This is a genomic window from Kitasatospora sp. CB02891, assembly GCF_002803145.1.
Lineage (GTDB): Bacteria > Actinomycetota > Actinomycetes > Streptomycetales > Streptomycetaceae > Kitasatospora > Kitasatospora griseola.
In genome coordinates this window covers 165,712-180,329 of the sequence record NZ_NNBO01000006.1, presented here as the reverse complement: position 1 = coordinate 180,329, position 14,618 = coordinate 165,712, and the positions used below count along the sequence as shown (strand labels likewise).

At 74.1% G+C, this 14,618-nt stretch carries 13 protein-coding genes; 5 read left to right on the top strand and 8 right to left on the bottom strand.

All coding sequences use genetic code 11. From position 1 onward, the window contains the following. Nucleotides 1-11 precede the first annotated feature (11 nt). A complete protein-coding gene (locus CG736_RS15945) occupies nucleotides 12-1,268 on the top strand; it encodes a cytochrome P450 (protein WP_100586880.1) in 1,257 nt (418 codons plus the stop codon). A gap of 34 nt (nucleotides 1,269-1,302) precedes the next feature. Next, on the top strand, nucleotides 1,303-2,079 hold the full coding sequence (locus tag CG736_RS15940; RefSeq protein WP_232734022.1) for an SGNH/GDSL hydrolase family protein: 777 nt from the start codon (nucleotides 1,303-1,305) through the stop codon (nucleotides 2,077-2,079). Between the two features lie 7 nt (nucleotides 2,080-2,086). Here the strand turns inward: CG736_RS15940 and CG736_RS15935 are convergent, their stop codons facing one another. Next, complete coding sequence (locus tag CG736_RS15935; RefSeq protein ID WP_043913224.1) at nucleotides 2,087-2,470, bottom strand: PPOX class F420-dependent oxidoreductase; 384 nt, start codon at nucleotides 2,468-2,470, stop codon at nucleotides 2,087-2,089. A 30-nt stretch (nucleotides 2,471-2,500) separates the two neighbouring features. Continuing rightward, entirely contained in the window at nucleotides 2,501-3,784 is a 1,284-nt protein-coding gene (locus CG736_RS15930; protein ID WP_232734021.1) for a glycosyltransferase 87 family protein, read from the bottom strand. 250 nt (nucleotides 3,785-4,034) lie between these two features. Between CG736_RS15930 and CG736_RS15925 the strand changes: the two genes are divergently transcribed. Beyond that, nucleotides 4,035-6,353: a Tex family protein gene (locus CG736_RS15925; protein WP_100587061.1), complete on the top strand. Its 2,319-nt coding sequence runs from the start codon at nucleotides 4,035-4,037 to the stop codon at nucleotides 6,351-6,353. A gap of 45 nt (nucleotides 6,354-6,398) precedes the next feature. On the opposite strand, the gene CG736_RS15920 is transcribed toward CG736_RS15925, so the two are convergent. Next, nucleotides 6,399-6,965: an NUDIX domain-containing protein gene (locus CG736_RS15920; protein WP_100586879.1), complete on the bottom strand. Its 567-nt coding sequence runs from the start codon at nucleotides 6,963-6,965 to the stop codon at nucleotides 6,399-6,401. A gap of 338 nt (nucleotides 6,966-7,303) precedes the next feature. Next, nucleotides 7,304-7,936, bottom strand: coding sequence for an FMN-dependent NADH-azoreductase (locus tag CG736_RS15915; RefSeq protein WP_100586878.1), 633 nt, complete (start codon nucleotides 7,934-7,936; stop codon nucleotides 7,304-7,306). Between the two features lie 155 nt (nucleotides 7,937-8,091). Here CG736_RS15915 and CG736_RS15910 point away from each other — a divergent pair, with 155 nt between their 5' ends. Next, the gene (locus CG736_RS15910) at nucleotides 8,092-8,712 is read left to right on the top strand and encodes a TetR/AcrR family transcriptional regulator (protein ID WP_100586877.1); all 621 of its coding nucleotides are present in this window, start codon (nucleotides 8,092-8,094) and stop codon (nucleotides 8,710-8,712) included. Between the two features lie 143 nt (nucleotides 8,713-8,855). Here CG736_RS15910 and CG736_RS15905 read toward each other — a convergent pair whose 3' ends face one another. The 4 genes from CG736_RS15905 to CG736_RS15890 form a co-directional block, all read right to left on the bottom strand. Then, entirely contained in the window at nucleotides 8,856-9,449 is a 594-nt protein-coding gene (locus tag CG736_RS15905) for a GNAT family N-acetyltransferase (RefSeq protein WP_100586876.1), read from the bottom strand. Nucleotides 9,450-9,588: 139 nt separating this feature from the next. Continuing rightward, the gene (locus CG736_RS15900) at nucleotides 9,589-10,269 is read right to left on the bottom strand and encodes a nitroreductase family protein (RefSeq protein WP_100587060.1); all 681 of its coding nucleotides are present in this window, start codon (nucleotides 10,267-10,269) and stop codon (nucleotides 9,589-9,591) included. 229 nt (nucleotides 10,270-10,498) lie between these two features. Beyond that, nucleotides 10,499-12,145, bottom strand: coding sequence for an ABC-F family ATP-binding cassette domain-containing protein (locus CG736_RS15895; RefSeq protein WP_100586875.1), 1,647 nt, complete (start codon nucleotides 12,143-12,145; stop codon nucleotides 10,499-10,501). A 12-nt stretch (nucleotides 12,146-12,157) separates the two neighbouring features. Next, nucleotides 12,158-12,454, bottom strand: coding sequence for a hypothetical protein (locus CG736_RS15890; RefSeq protein ID WP_100586874.1), 297 nt, complete (start codon nucleotides 12,452-12,454; stop codon nucleotides 12,158-12,160). 534 nt (nucleotides 12,455-12,988) lie between these two features. Between CG736_RS15890 and CG736_RS15885 the strand changes: the two genes are divergently transcribed. Next, the gene (locus tag CG736_RS15885; RefSeq protein ID WP_100586873.1) at nucleotides 12,989-14,599 is read left to right on the top strand and encodes an ABC-F family ATP-binding cassette domain-containing protein; all 1,611 of its coding nucleotides are present in this window, start codon (nucleotides 12,989-12,991) and stop codon (nucleotides 14,597-14,599) included. Nucleotides 14,600-14,618: the final 19 nt, after the last annotated feature.

The window sequence follows — 14,618 nt, the reverse complement described above, 5'->3', positions numbered from 1 at the left end:
GGGAGCACGCCGTGTCCGATTCTTCCGAGCCGCGATGCCCGTTTCTCGACCCCACCGCGGGGGCGATCCACGCGGAGGCCGCCGGGTTGCGGGTGCAGGGGCCGGCGGTGCTGGTCGAGTTGCCCGGGCAGGTCCGGGCCTGGTCGGTGACCAGGCACGCGGTGATCCAGGCGCTGACCACCGATCCGCGGGTGTCGCGGGACTTCCGGCGGCACTGGCCGGGAGTCGGCGAGGTGCCGGACGGGTGGGTGCTGGGGTCGGTGGCGTTCCAGGACAGCCTGGTGAACCGGTACGGGGACGAGCACCGCAGGGCCCGGGGGCGGATCGCGCCGTCGTTCCTGCCGCGGCGGGTGAAGCCGATGCGGCCCCAGGTGCAGGCGACGGCCGACCGGCTGGTGGCGGCGCTCGGAGCGCTCGCGCCGGGTGAACGCGCGGACCTGCGGGGGGCGTTGGCGCGGCCGCTGACGATGACGTTGATCTGCGACCTGTTCGGCGTGCCCGAGGAGAGGCGCGAGAGGCTGGGCCACCTGATCGACCGGGCGCTGGACTCCTCGCTGGCCGAGGACGCCGCGCTCGCCGTGCAGAACGAACTCTACGAACGCCTCGGCGAGTTGGCGACGTACAAGCGGGCCCACCCGGGCGCCGACCTGACCACCGACCTGCTGCTCTCCGACCGGCCGGGCGAACAGCCGCTGGCGGAGCACGAACTGGTCGGCACGCTGTTCACGATGATCGCCGCCGGCTTCGAGACGGCCGTCAACCTGATCGCCAGCGCGGCGCTGCTGGTGCTCACCCACCCCGAGCAACTGGCCGGGCTGCGGGCGGGGCGGATCGACTGGACGGACGTCATCGAGGAGACGCTGCGGGTCGAGGGCCCCGTCATGTACGTCCCGCTGCGGTACGCGCTGGAGGACATCGACCTCGGCGAGGGCGTGGTGATCGCGAAGGGCGACCCGATCATGGTCGGGTTCGCCGCCGCGGGCCGGGACCCGCAGGAGCACCCGGACCGGCCGGACGAGTTCGACCCGACCCGGGCGGACAAGGGCCACCTGGCGTTCGGCCACGGCCCGCACTTCTGCGTCGGCGCGCCGCTGGCCCGACTGGAGGCCGAGGTGGCGCTGAGCACCCTGTTCGAGCGGCTGCCCGAGCTGGCCCTGGCGGAGCCGGGGCGGCGGCCCGCCCGCCTCCCGTCGCTGATCGTCAACGGCCCGGAGCGTGTGGAGGTGGTGCCCCGGCCGCGCACCGGCGGCGACCGAACCCGCGAGTAGGGTTGGGGCCGCAGGGACGACCCCAGGAGGCGGTGTGCGGCAGTACCGGGCGATGGTGGCGGTGGGCGACTCGTTCACCGAGGGGATGTGCGACGACGTCCTGCCCGACGGGCAGTTCCGCGGCTGGGCGGACCGGGTCGCGGGCGCGCTGGCCGCGGAGCAGGACGGGTTCCGGTACGCGAATCTCGCCGTGCGGGGCAAGCTGATCGGCCAGATCCGGGACGAGCAGGTGGACCGGGCGGCGGCGACCGACGCCGACCTGGTGACGCTCGCGGGCGGCCTGAACGACGTGCTGCGGCCGGGCTGCGACGTGGCCGAGGTGGAGCGGCGGCTCGGCGAGTGCGCGGCGGCACTGGTCGCGGACGGCCGCACCGTGGTGCTGTTCACCTCGACCGACCCGACCCGGCGGATGGCCGGCAGCGCGCGGCTGCTGCCGGCGATCCTGCGGATGAAGGCGTTCGTGGAGCGGACGGTGCGGGAGAACCCGGGCCGGGTGGTGCTGGTCGACCTGTTCTCCGCGCCGGCCTTCGACGACCGCCGGCTGTGGGCGGAGGACCGGCTGCACCTGTCGGCGGAGGGCCACCGCCGGGTCGCGCTGGCGGTGCTGGAGGCGCTCGGCCGCCCGTCCGAGGAGGACTGGCGCGCGCCGCTGGCCGAGCCCGACACCCGCACCCGGGGCGAGAAGCTGCGCGCGGACGCCCGCTGGCTGCGCACCCACGTCGGCCCGTGGATCGGGCGGCGGCTGCGCGGCCGCTCCTCCGGCGACGGGCGCCCCGCCAAGCGCCCCGAGCTGCTGCCGTACCGGGTGTGACGGAACGTCAGGCGAGCCGGACGGTGAGGCCGACGGTGCCGTGCTTGCCGCGGCGCAGCCGGCTGCCGAGCAGGGTGACCCACCAGAGCAGCCCGTACTTGCGGGCGAGCAGCCGCCGGTAGTGCTCGGTGGTGGCGGCGTCGGCGACCGCGGCGGTGGCCGGCACCGCCTCGCCGGTCGGGTTGCCGCGCACGTCGCACGGCCCGACCAGGACGTCCGGGCGCCGGCGGATCCGCTTGACCTTCCACGAGTCGGCCACGGTCCACACGCCGAGGCTGTCGCCGTCGCGGACCATCCACACCGGCGTCGGCACGCCGCTGCCGTCCTTGCGGTAACTGGTGATGAGCAGGTACTTCCCGGCGGCGAGCCGGTCCAGCGGGGTGTCGGCCATGGCCGCGAGTGTACGGCGGCCGACGGTCCGTCAGACAGTGCCGACCGGGTCGGTGTCCGTCCGGGGCCCGGTGGGCGCGGGCGCGGTGCGCCGACGGCGGGCCCGGGACGGGACGGTGGCCCGCCACAGCCGTCCCGCCGACCACAGGCCCGCGGCCAGCAGCAGCACGTTGCGGGCCACGATCACCGCGGTGGGCCGCCAGCCGCCGGCCACCGCCGCATCGAAGAACAGCGGGAAGTCGACGGAGGTCAGCGCGACCACCGGGACCAGCAGCAGCGCCACCGGCCGCTGGCAGGTGCCCCGGACGGACAGGCAGACCGCGGCCAGCCCGATCAGCCAGATCAGGTACTGCGGGGAGATCACCCGGCTGGTCAGGGTGAACAGCAGCACGGCGCTGAGCGCCGCGTCGTACGGGGTGGCGGCCGTCCAGCGGCGGGCGCGCAGCCGCCACAGCAGCAGCCAGCCGAACGCGGCGACCGTCAGCAGCAGCGACAGCTGGGACGCCCGGTGGACGTACGGGCCGAGGAACTCCATCGAGCCGTAGTGCTGCTCGACCCGGCCGGGCCAGCCGAACATCCGGGCCAGCTGGAAGGCCGTGCCGCCCAGCGACTCGATCTCGACGCCGCGGTGGCGCTGCGCGTGCAGGAAGTCCAAGGCGTGGTCGAAGAGCGCGGCCAGCGCCAGCAGCAGGGCGAGCGCGGCCGCCGCCATCGCCGTCCAGGCCTGCCGGGTGGTGCGGCCGCGCGGGGTGCCGAGCACGATCAGCGCCGGCCACACCTTGACCATCGCGCCGACCCCGGCCAGCGCACCGCCCAACCGGGGCCGGGCGGGCAGCAGCAGCAGCGAGACCATCGCCAGCCCGGTGACCGCCAGGTCGTAGCGCCCGTACGGCAGGCCGAGCAGCAGCGGCAGCGCCAGCGCCCACAGCCACGCGCCGGAGGTGGAACGGCCGGGCCGGCCCAGCGAGACCCGCAGCAGCACGAACTGGACCAGCGCGTCGGTGAGCAGCATCAGCAGCCAGAACGCCTGGAGGTACGTCAGGAACGGCAGCGCGGCGGGTGCGAGCATCGGCAGCGCCGCGCCCGGCGGGTACTGCCAGGTGACGTCGTCCACCGGGAAGGAGCCGGTGCGCAGCACCTCGGACCAGCCGCGGTACAGCTCGCCGACCTCGGAGGTGGACTCGGTCTTCGCGGAGCGGACCAGGCCGACCATCAGCAGCCGGCTGGCGATCCAGTACACGGCCAGCACGAGGACCTCGCGGGGCCAGGTCGCGGGGCGGCTCCAGCGGATCGGCCGGGTGGGGACCTGCGCCACCGTTGTCCTCCTGTGCGGTCGTGCTGCGGGGTCGATCCGGGGCCGAGCCTCTGGACAGGCCCTTGTGCGATCTCACTCATATCAGACAAATCGGGCGACGCCGGACCCGCCTCCGCGCGTGTCCGTGCACGTCCCCGGAACGCGCCACACCCCGCCGTGCCGCCCGGTCCGCCGAACAACGTCGGCCGGACCTGCCAGAATGCACGGGCGAGAAGCGAAACCACCAGAAAGGGTGACCGGCATCGTGACCATGCCCGTCGAACGCAAGATCGCCGAGGAACTGGGCGTCCGCGAGAACCAGGTGCAGGCCGCCGTCGGCCTGCTCGACGGCGGAGCGACCGTCCCCTTCATCGCGCGCTACCGCAAGGAAGCGACCGGTGCCCTCGACGACACCCAGCTGCGCACCCTGGAGGAGCGGCTGCGCTACCTGCGCGAACTCGAGGAGCGCCGGACCGCCGTCCTGGAGTCCATCGACTCCCAGGGCAAGCTCGACGACACGCTGCGCGCGCAGATCCTCGCCGCCGACTCCAAGGCCCGGCTGGAGGACATCTACCTCCCGTACAAGCCCAAGCGGCGCACCAAGGCGCAGATCGCCCGCGAGGCCGGCCTCGAACCGCTGGCCGACACGCTGCTCGCCGACCCCGCGCAGGACCCGGCCGCGCTCGCCGCCGGCTACGCGAACGAGCAGGTCGCCGACGCCGCCGCCGCGCTGGAGGGCGCCCGCGCCATCCTGGTCGAACGCTTCGGCGAGGACGCCGACCTGGTCGGCTCGCTGCGCGAACGGATGTGGACCCGCGGCCGGCTGGTCGCCAAGGTCCGCGACGGCAAGGAGCAGGACGGCGCCAAGTTCGCCGACTACTTCGACTTCGCCGAGCCGTACACCAAGCTGCCCTCGCACCGGATCCTGGCGATGCTGCGCGGCGAGAAGGAAGAGGCCCTCGACCTCGAACTCTCCCCGTACGACGGCGCCGAGGAGGCCGACCTGCCCGGCGCGAGCGACTACGAGCAGCGGATCTCCGCCCGGTTCGGCATCGCCGACCGCGGCCGCCCCGCCGACAAGTGGCTCACCGACACCGTCCGCTGGGCCTGGCGCACCCGCATCCTGGTCCGGCTCGGCATCGACCTGCGCACCCGGCTGCGCGCCGAGGCCGAGGACGAGGCGGTCCGCGTCTTCGCCGCCAACCTGCGCGACCTGCTGCTCGCCGCCCCCGCCGGCACCCGCGCCACCATGGGCCTCGACCCGGGCTTCCGCACCGGCGTCAAGGTCGCCGTGGTCGACGCCACCGGCAAGGTCGTCGCCCACGAGACCATCTACCCGCACCAGCCCGCCAACAAGTGGGACGCGGCGCTGGCCGTGCTCGCCCGGCTCGCCGCCGAGCACGAGGTGGACCTGGTCGCGATCGGCAACGGCACCGCCTCCCGGGAGACCGACCGGCTCGCCGTCGACCTGATCAAGCGTCACCCCGGGCTCGGGCTCACCAAGGTGATGGTCAGCGAGGCCGGCGCGTCCGTGTACTCCGCCTCCGCGTTCGCCGCCCAGGAACTGCCCGGCCTCGACGTCTCCATCCGCGGCGCGGTCTCCATCGCCCGCCGCCTCCAGGACCCGCTGGCCGAACTCGTCAAGATCGACCCCAAGTCGATCGGCGTCGGCCAGTACCAGCACGACCTCAGCGAGCTCAAGCTCTCCCGCTCGCTGGACGCCGTGGTCGAGGACTGCGTCAACGCCGTCGGCGTCGACGTCAACACCGCCTCCGCGCCGCTGCTCACCCGGGTCTCCGGCATCACCGGCACGCTCGCCGACAACATCGTCGCCCACCGCGACGCGAACGGGCCGTTCCGGACCCGGCGCGCGCTCAAGGACGTCTCCCGGCTCGGCCCCAAGGCGTTCGAACAGTGCGCGGGCTTCCTCCGCATCCCCGACGGCGACGACCCGCTGGACGCGTCCGCGGTGCACCCCGAGGCCTACCCCGTGGTGCGGCGGATCCTCGCCTCGACCGGCGGCGGGCTCGGCGCCCTGATCGGCAACGGCGCAGTGCTGCGCTCGCTGCGCCCCGGGGACTTCGCGGACGACACCTTCGGTGTGCCGACCGTCACCGACATCCTCGGCGAACTCGACAAGCCCGGCCGCGACCCGCGGCCCGCGTTCCAGACCGCCACCTTCAAGGACGGCGTGGAGAAGATCTCCGACCTGGAGATCGGCATGGTCCTGGAGGGCGTCGTCACCAACGTCGCCGCGTTCGGAGCCTTCGTCGACATCGGCGTCCACCAGGACGGCCTGGTGCACGTCTCCGCGCTCTCCAAGAACTTCGTCAAGGACCCGCGCGAGGTGGTCAAGCCCGGCGACATCGTCCGCGCCAAGGTCACCGCCGTCGACGTCCAGCGCAAGCGCATCGGCCTCACCCTGCGCCTCGACGACGAGACCCGCCCCGCCGCCGGCCCCCGCGAGCAGTCCGCCCGCCGCGACTCCCGTCCGCCGCGCCAGGACCGCCGCCAGAACGACCGCACCCCGCCCCCGCCCGCCAACTCCGCCATGGCCGACGCCCTCCGCCGCGCCGGCCTGGGCAAGTAACGAGCCCCCGCCCGACGGCCGGTCCCACGGGGCCGGCCGTCGCCGTCAGCCGGCGGCGCGGGCTTCGGTGGCGAGGGCGATGAGTTCGGGCCACCAGGGGTCTCGGTGGTGGGCGAGGAGGCGTTGGGCCTCTTCGGGGGTGGTGAGGCGGACTTCGAGGACCTGTTCGCCGTCGGCGGGGTTGGTGGGGGCGGAGTCGACGAGGACTTCGGCCCAGCCCCAGAGCCAGGCCTTGACGGGGTGGGGCTGCCAGGGGCGGTAGGGGACGGGGCCGTCGGAGACGGCGAGGTGGTGGCCGATCCAGGTCGGGGGGCCGGTGAGGCGGGCGCCGGCCTCCTCGCGGAGTTCGCGGGCCAGGCAGGAGTCGATGCTCTCGGCGGCCTCGCGGGTGCCGCCGGGGAGGAACCAGTGGCCGCGTACGTCGCGGCAGAGGACCACGCGGTCCTCGGAGAAACCCACCAGGTGGATGTTGGTGACCAGTTCGTCCGGCGGCAGTTCCGTGGTGAACTGCGCGTCGATGCCGCCCCACTCCCAGCGCTGCGGTGCGTGGAGGGCCGGGAACCTGGCTGCGATCGCGGCTCTGTCGTCTGTTCTGCGCGTCGTGTCCGTCATCGATCGATCGTAGTCCTGGGCGGGCGGAACCGGACCCGGGGGTCAACGAATCCGACGGAACGTCACCCTCCGGTGGGCGTACGTCAATTCACCGCACCGGAAGGTCATCCGACGGTGGCCTCCCGGTCGTTCCGACGGCTCGGCGAACAGCGCGGTGCGCTCCGGGGAGCGGATCCATGGCGGCGAGCAGTCGGGCGGCGTCGAGCGGGTGCGTGCGGATCGCTCCCGCCGGCTCCGCGGACCGGGCTCGACCGCTGTCCGCGGAGCCGGAACCGCCTGCGGACGACCGGGCGCCGGAACGGGGATCCCCGTTCCGGCGCCCGGTCGTCGACGGTCCGTCAGGCGCGGACCAGGTTCTTGCCGGCGTCGCGGGCGGCGTCCAGCGCCTGGGTGTGGTACTCGGCGGCCAGGTCGCGCAGGCTCTCCATCGCCGGGTTGACGGCGGCCAGGGTCAGCTCGCGCCGGACCACGGTCAGGTCGGCGCCCCAGACGTCGCGCAGGATGCGCTCCAGGTACGGGGTGGAGTGGTCCCAGCCCTCGCGCGGGGTGCCGGGGGCGAAGCCGCCGCCGAGCGAGGTGACCAGCAGGACCGGCTTGTCCTTGAGCAGCTGCGCGGACGGGCCGGCGCCGGCGATCACCACGTCGACCCAGGTCTTGAAGTGCTGCGAGACGCCCCAGTTGTACAGCGGCACGGCGATGATCGCGGCGTCCGCGGCGCGCAGTTCCTCGGCGAGCTCGGCGCCGAGCGCGGCGGCGGTGCGCTGCTCGTCGGTGCGCTGGTCCTCGGGGGTGAAGCCCGCCAGCGTGGCGTGGGTCCAGACGTCGCCGGGCAGCGGGTCGGCGCCCACGTGGCGGCGGGTGACGGTGCCCTCGGGGTGGGCGGCCTCCCACTCGGCGTGGGCGGTGTCGGCGAGCTCGGAGCTGGTCGAGTTGGGGCCCATGATGCTGGCGTCCAGGCGGAACAGGTGCATGACAGATCTCCTCGGATCTCGGCCTGCCGGGGAAGCAGCGGGCGCGGCGGGGCAGGGAAGGCGGCCGGGCGGGCCGCGCTCCGTTGAAGCGGACTTTACCCCGCTTCGATGAAACGGACTTTACCCCGTTTCGCTCGGAAGGTAAATTGGCAGCCATGGACGTCCCCTTCGGCAAGCCCCCGGTCGAGCGAGCGGACGCGGCCCGCAACCGGGAGGCCCTGCTGTGCACGGCCCGCGCGATGATCGCCGAGCTCGGCACCGAGAAAGTCACCATGGACGGGCTCGCCGAACGCGCCGGCCTGGGCAAAGGCACCGTCTTCCGCCGCTTCGGCACCCGGGCCGGCATCTTCCGCGCGCTGCTGGACGCCGAGGAGCAGTGCTTCCAGGCTGCGGTGCTGTCCGGCGCGCCCCCGCTCGGCCCCGGCGCCGACCCGGTCGACCGGCTGATCGCCTACGGCCGCGAACGGACGCACTTCCTGCTGGCGCGGCAGGACATCGCGCGCGCCGCGGTCGAACGCAAGGGACCCGTCCCGGCCGGCGGGCCGGTGTTCACCCAGCCGCACATCGGGATGCTGCTCAAGCAGGCCCGGCTCGGCCTGCCCGACCCGGAGACGCTCGCCTTCCAGCTCACCAGCGCCCTCGAAGGCCCCCCGCTGGTCTTCCTGGCGATGGACCGGTCGACCGCCGAGCAGCGTGCCGAACGCTGCCAGGGCGACCTCGGCGCGCTGCTCGCCGACGGCTGGCAGACCCTGATCGAACGGCTCGCCGGACGCTGAGCGGGGCGCCGGACACTGAGCGGCCCGCCGGACGCTGAGCGGGGCGTGAGGCGTTGGCGGCGGGCGGGGCGTGAGGCGTTGGCGGCGGGCATGCAGAACGGGGACGGCCGCCGTCCGTCCCCGTCAGTTCTGCCGCGGGTGCGTCAGGAGCCCGTCACCCAGATCATCTTGCGACCGGTCTCCGCCGGGGCGGTCGGCGTCGCCGAATCGATCCGGTCCAGCGTGTAGCCGAGCTTGCGCGGCACGGCGGCGCTCGCGGCGTTCGACTCGTCGCAGTGGATCTCCGCCCGGGTGATGCCCGGCAGGGCGAGCGCGGCCCCGGTGAGCGCGCGGGCGGCGGCGGTGGCCAGGCCGCGGCCGACGTGCTCGCGGTGCACCCAGTAGCCGATCTCCAGCGCGCCCGGGCCGATCCGGCCGTGCAGGCCGAAACCGCCGATCACCACGTCCGGTTCGGCGTCCAGGCCGAGCAGGTACATGAAGTCGGTGCCCTCGTCCCAGACCTGCTCGCCGCGGACCGAGAGCTGCTCGCTCTCCGGCAGCGTCGGCGCGTCGGCGGCCCACGGCATGTACGGGCGCAGGTGGTCGAGGTTGGCGACCACCGCGGTGTTCAGCGCGGCGGCGTCCGCCAGCCGGCGGCGGCGCAGGTGCGCGCCGCCGCCGATCGGCAGCAGCTCGGGCGGTCGGCCCGGGGTCAGCGGTCGCACCGTGTTGTCAGGTGCGTCGGTGGAGTGGCTCATGATCCGGAAGTATGGGCCATGCCCGACCGCGCTGACCAGGAGATATTCCGTACCCTCACGGCTCGTTCACGGCCCGGGCCGGGGCGGGGTCGCGCACGCCCGGAGCACCGCCCGGACCCGCGCGCTGTCCGCCGGTCCGTCAGAGCCGCACCAGCACCTCGTCCAGCGGCTTGCGCTCCAGGTCCGGCACCCGGGCGTCGTCCGCCGGGTAGCCGACCGGGATCACGTACGCGGCGCGCTCCTCCTGCGGGCGCTCGCAGACCTCGTTCAGGAAGCGCATCGGGCTCGGCGTGTGCGTCAGCGTGGCCAGGCCCGACTGGTGCAGCGAGGCCAGCAGCAGGCCGACGGCGATGCCCACGCTCTCCTTGGTGTAGTAGGGACGCGGCGAGTTGGGGCCCTTGTGCACCTCGAACACCACGATCACCGCGGGCGCGTCCTCCAGGAACGGCTTTCGCCAGTCGGTGCCGATCGGGGCCAGCGCCGCCAGCCACTCCTCGGACGCCCGGTGCGCGTAGAACTCCCGCTCCTCCGCCTCGGCGGCCTCCCGCAGCCGCCGCTTGCGCTCCGGATCGGTCACCACCACGAACCGCCACGGCTGCACGTGCGCGCCGCTGGGCGCGGTCGACGCCGTGCGGATCGCCCACTCCAGCACGCCCTCGGGCAGCGGACGGGTCGAGTAGTCGCGGACGGTGCGGCGCTGTGCCATCACCTCGTGGAAGTCCCGGCAGCGGTCCGCAGCCTCGTCGGCGGGCACGCTCATCGGACGCAGCGGCACCGTCGGGAAGGACGGCGCTTCGGTGCTGGATGCACTGTCAACCATGGGCGACAGCACAGCACATGGCGAGCGCCGAATGGAAGATCCGACCTTGCCAGGACTTGCCAGGACTTGCCGGTCGGGCCCGGCGACGCGGGTGCCGGGGTTCGGCGGCCCGGTCGCAGGGTCTCGGCGGCCCGGTCGTCGGACCCCGGCGAACCGTGCCGCCGGCGTCCGGCGAGTCGATGGCCGGTGAGTCGATGGCCGGTGAGTCGACGGCCGGCGGCTCGGGCCGTCAGGCTTCGGTGACCCGGCCGTCCGCGACCACCAGCCGACGGTTCACCTTCACCGTGTCCAGCATCCGCCGGTCGTGGGTGACCAGCAGCAGGGTGCCGGTGTAGGAGGCCAGCGCCGACTCCAACTGCTCGATCGCGGGCAGGTCCAGGTGGTTCGTCGGCTCGTCCAGCACCAGCAGGTTCACCCCGCGGGCCTGCAGCAGCGCCAGCGCCGCCCGGGTCCGCTCGCCCGGCGACAGCGTCGCGGCGGGGCGCAGCACGTGCACCGCCTTCAGGCCGAACTTGGCCAGCAGGGTGCGCACGTCCTCCGGGTTCAGGTCCGGCACGGCGGCGGAGAACGCCTCCAGCAGCGGACGCTCGGCGTCGTCGCCGAACAGGTGGCCGCGGGCCTGCTCGACCTCGCCGATCTGCACGCCCGAACCGAGCACCGCACTGCCCGAGTCCAGCTCCAGCCGGCCCAGCAGCGCCGCCAGCAGCGTCGACTTGCCCGCGCCGTTGGCGCCGGTGATCGCCACCCGGTCCGCCCAGTCGATCTGGAGGTCCACCGGGCCGAACGCGAACTCGCCGCGCTTGACGGCGGCCTGACGGAGCGTCGCCACCACCGAGCCGGAGCGCGGCGCGGGGGCGATCTCCATCCGCAGCTCCCACTCCTTGCGGGGCTCCTCCACCACGTCCAGCCGCTCGATCATCCGCTGCGTCTGCCGGGCCTTCGCGGCCTGCTTCTCGGTGGACTCGGCGCGCTGCGCGCGGGCCTTCTTGTCGTTGTCGCCGCCCTTGCGCCGGGCGTTGCGCACACCGTGCTCCAGCCAGTTGCGCTGCATCTGCGCGCGCGCCTCCAGGCCGGCCTTGGTGTCCGCGTAGTCCTCGTACTGCTCGCGGGCGTGCCGGCGGCCGATCGCCCGCTCCTCCAGGTACGACTCGTAGCCGCCGCCGTACAGGTTCACCTGGTGCTGGTGCAGGTCCAGTTCGAGCACCCTGGTGACGGTGCGGGCCAGGAACTCGCGGTCGTGGCTGATCAGCACGGTGCCCGCGCGCAGGCCCTTGACGAACGCCTCCAGGCGCTCCAGGCCGTCCAGGTCCAGGTCGTTGGTGGGCTCGTCCAGCAGGAACACGTCGTACCGGGACAGCAGCAGCGAGGCCAGGCCCGCGCGGGCCGCCTGGCCGCCGGACAGCGCCGTCATCGGCAGGTCCAGCGACACCTTCAGGCCCAGCTGGTCGGCGACCTCCTCGGCCCGCTCCTCCAGGTCCGCGCCGCCGAGGTCCAGCCAGCGGTCCAGGCTCACCGCGTACGCGTCGTCCGCGCCCGGCCGGCCCTCCACCAGGCCCTCGGTCGCCTCGTCCAGCGCCGCCTGCGCCGCCGCGATGCCCGTCCGGCGGGCCAGGAAGTCGCGCACCGACTCGCCCTCCCGCCGCTCCGGCTCCTGCGGCAGGTGCCCGACGTTCGCGGTCGGCGGGCTCAGCTTCAGACTGCCGCCCTCCGGCGCGTCCAGCCCGGCCAGCAGCCGCAGCAACGTGGACTTGCCCGCGCCGTTCACCCCGACCAGCCCGATCACGTCCCCGGGGGCGACGACCAGGTCCAGCCCGGCGAACAGCGTGCGCTCACCGTGACCGGCGGCGAGATCCTTGACGACGAGAGTGGCACTCATGATGAGTCGATTTTAGACGCCGCCCGAAGCGCCCCCGTCCGGGCCGGCCTGCACCCCCGTCGGCCGGGGCTGCGCCCGGCCCTCGGTCTTGGAGCACGCCTCGCAGCTGTGGGCGGTGCCGCGGTTCCACTCCTCGCCGGTGAGCCGCCGGTGCGCCTGGTCCGGGACGTACAGCAGCGGCTCCGGCCGGACGTACTCCGCGGCGTACGGCGCGAACCGGCCCGATTCGGCCCGATTCGGCCGGCCCGGCCAGGTGCTCGGCCCGGCCGGCGGCGACCCCGGCGGCGCGGATGTGGAGGAGCCCGTCACCGGACAGCTCCCCGCCCGGCTCGCGGCGGTCCAGCCGGTACGGCACCGTCGACAGCTGCTCGGCGAAGCCCGTCACCAGCGCGGCCGGGCCGGCGGCCGGCCGGTTCTCCGGCGCGGCCGCCGGCCGCTCCGCGTCCGGGCCGGTGCCGGGCGGCGGACTCCTCGATCAGCTGCCGGGACTCGCCCTCGTCCGTGCCCGTCGGCGTGGCGGGGGCCGCTGACAGCGCCTGGCCGAAGAGGCGGGACTTAATTCCGTTGCACCCGGCGGCAGCGGTTCCGTACGCTCGGAGGCGTCACATTCCCGCATGTCTGGAGAAGGCCGTTGCTTGTCTGAGGTCATGAGACACCGCGCCACGCCACACCCGTGTTGTTTCCGGGTTTCTCGGCGTGCGGGCGCGAGTGCGACCTCGGCTGGGCAGCGATCCATGGCTCCCGTGCGGGTTTCTGCTTTCCCGTGACGGCCCTTCTCGCAGCCGCGTCCCCGGTGTCTCCCCGTGTTGTCCCCTTTTCCACGGCAACTGACGGAGGCCCTCCATGGCGCAACCCACCACCTCGATCCTCTGCACCGACCTCGGCTTCGAATGGCCCGACGGCCGCCCCGTGCTGAGCGGTTTCCACCTCGCGGTCGGCCCCGGCCGGACGGGGCTGGTCGGCCTGAACGGCGCCGGCAAGTCCACGCTGCTGCGGCTGATCGCGGGCGAGCTCACCCCGGCCTCCGGCACCGTCCGGATCGCCGGTGAACTCGCCTACCTGCCACAGGACCTGACGGTCGCTTCGGACCAGCGGGTGGACGAGACGCTCGGCATCCGCGCCAAGCGCGAAGCCCTGCACGCCATCGAGTCCGGAGACGTCGACGAACGGCACTTCGCCGCCATCGGCGACGACTGGGACGTCGAGGAGCGCGCCCGCGCCACCCTCGACCGCCTCGGCCTGGCGGGGCTGCACCTGGACCGCACCACCGGCGAACTCTCCGGCGGCCAGGCCGTCCTGCTGCACCTCGCGGCGCTGCTGCTGCGCCGCCCCGACGTGCTGCTGCTCGACGAGCCCACCAACAACCTGGACGCCCAGGCGCGGGCCCGGCTGTACGACGCGGTGGCGGCCTTCCCGGGCGTGCTGCTGCTGGTCAGCCACGACCGGGAGCTGCTGGAGCGGGTCGACCAGATCGCCGACCTGCGGGACGGCGAAGTCACCTGGTACGGCGGCAACTTCAGCGCCTACCGGGCGGCCCTGGCGGCCGAGCAGGAGAGCGCCGAACGCCTGGTCCGCAACGCCGAGGCCGATGTGAAGCGGCAGAAGCGGGATCTGGTCGAGGCCAGCCAGCGGCTCGCCAAGTCCGCGGCCTACGGCAAGGCCCGCTCGGTGCGGCGCAACGACCCCAAGGCCCTCGCCGACAAGCTCCAGGGCAAGGGCGAGGAGACGGCGGGCCGCCTGCGCGGCATGCACACCGAACGCCTCAACGAGGCCAAGGAGCGCCTCGCCGTCGCCGAGGAGGCGGTGCGGGACGACGCGGAGATCCGCATCGACCTGCCCCGCACCGCCGTCCCCGCCGGGCGCAGCGTGCTACAGCTCGAACGCGTCCGGTTGGCCTACGGCGGAGTGGTCGACCTGGAGCTGCGCGGGCCCGAGCGGGTCGCCCTGATCGGCCGCAACGGCTCCGGCAAGACCACGCTGCTGCGCACCGTCGCGGGGGAGCTCGCGCCCGCCGAGGGTATGATCACCACGCCGGTGCCGATGCGGTACCTGCCGCAGCGCCTCGACGTGCTGGACGACGGAGCCACCGTCTTCCGGAACGTCAAGGCGTACGCCCCGGCCGCCACGGACAACGACGTCCGGGCCCGGCTCGCCCGGTTCCTGTTCCGCGGGGCCCGGGCCGACCAGCAGGCCGGCACGCTCTCCGGCGGCGAGCGCTTCCGGGCGACGCTGGCGGCCCTGCTGCTGGCCGACCCGCCGCCGCAGCTGCTGCTGCTCGACGAGCCGACCAACAACCTGGATCTGGCCAGCGTCCGCCAGCTCACCCAGGCCATCGCGGGTTACCGGGGCACGCTGGTCGTCGCCAGCCATGACTACCCGTTCCTGCGGGAGATCGGCATCACCCGCTGGCTGGAGTGGGACGGGGGTGAGCTCCACGCGGTGGACCCGCGCTGAGCCCCGCCCGCCGGGTGGC

What these genes read in the sequence shown, in the direction of transcription:
- CG736_RS15905 (WP_100586876.1), bottom strand. Translation starts at nt 9,449, where the DNA reads ATGAGCCACTCCACCGACGCACCTGACAACACGGTGCGACCGCTGACC.
- CG736_RS15935 (WP_043913224.1), bottom strand. Translation starts at nt 2,470, where the DNA reads ATGGCCGACACCCCGCTGGACCGGCTCGCCGCCGGGAAGTACCTGCTC.
- CG736_RS15925 (WP_100587061.1), top strand. Translation starts at nt 4,035, where the DNA reads ATGCCCGTCGAACGCAAGATCGCCGAGGAACTGGGCGTCCGCGAGAAC.
- CG736_RS15920 (WP_100586879.1), bottom strand. Translation starts at nt 6,965, where the DNA reads ATGACGGACACGACGCGCAGAACAGACGACAGAGCCGCGATCGCAGCC.
- CG736_RS15910 (WP_100586877.1), top strand. Translation starts at nt 8,092, where the DNA reads ATGGACGTCCCCTTCGGCAAGCCCCCGGTCGAGCGAGCGGACGCGGCC.
- CG736_RS15900 (WP_100587060.1), bottom strand. Translation starts at nt 10,269, where the DNA reads ATGGTTGACAGTGCATCCAGCACCGAAGCGCCGTCCTTCCCGACGGTG.
- CG736_RS15885 (WP_100586873.1), top strand. Translation starts at nt 12,989, where the DNA reads ATGGCGCAACCCACCACCTCGATCCTCTGCACCGACCTCGGCTTCGAA.
- CG736_RS15895 (WP_100586875.1), bottom strand. Translation starts at nt 12,145, where the DNA reads ATGAGTGCCACTCTCGTCGTCAAGGATCTCGCCGCCGGTCACGGTGAG.
- CG736_RS15915 (WP_100586878.1), bottom strand. Translation starts at nt 7,936, where the DNA reads ATGCACCTGTTCCGCCTGGACGCCAGCATCATGGGCCCCAACTCGACC.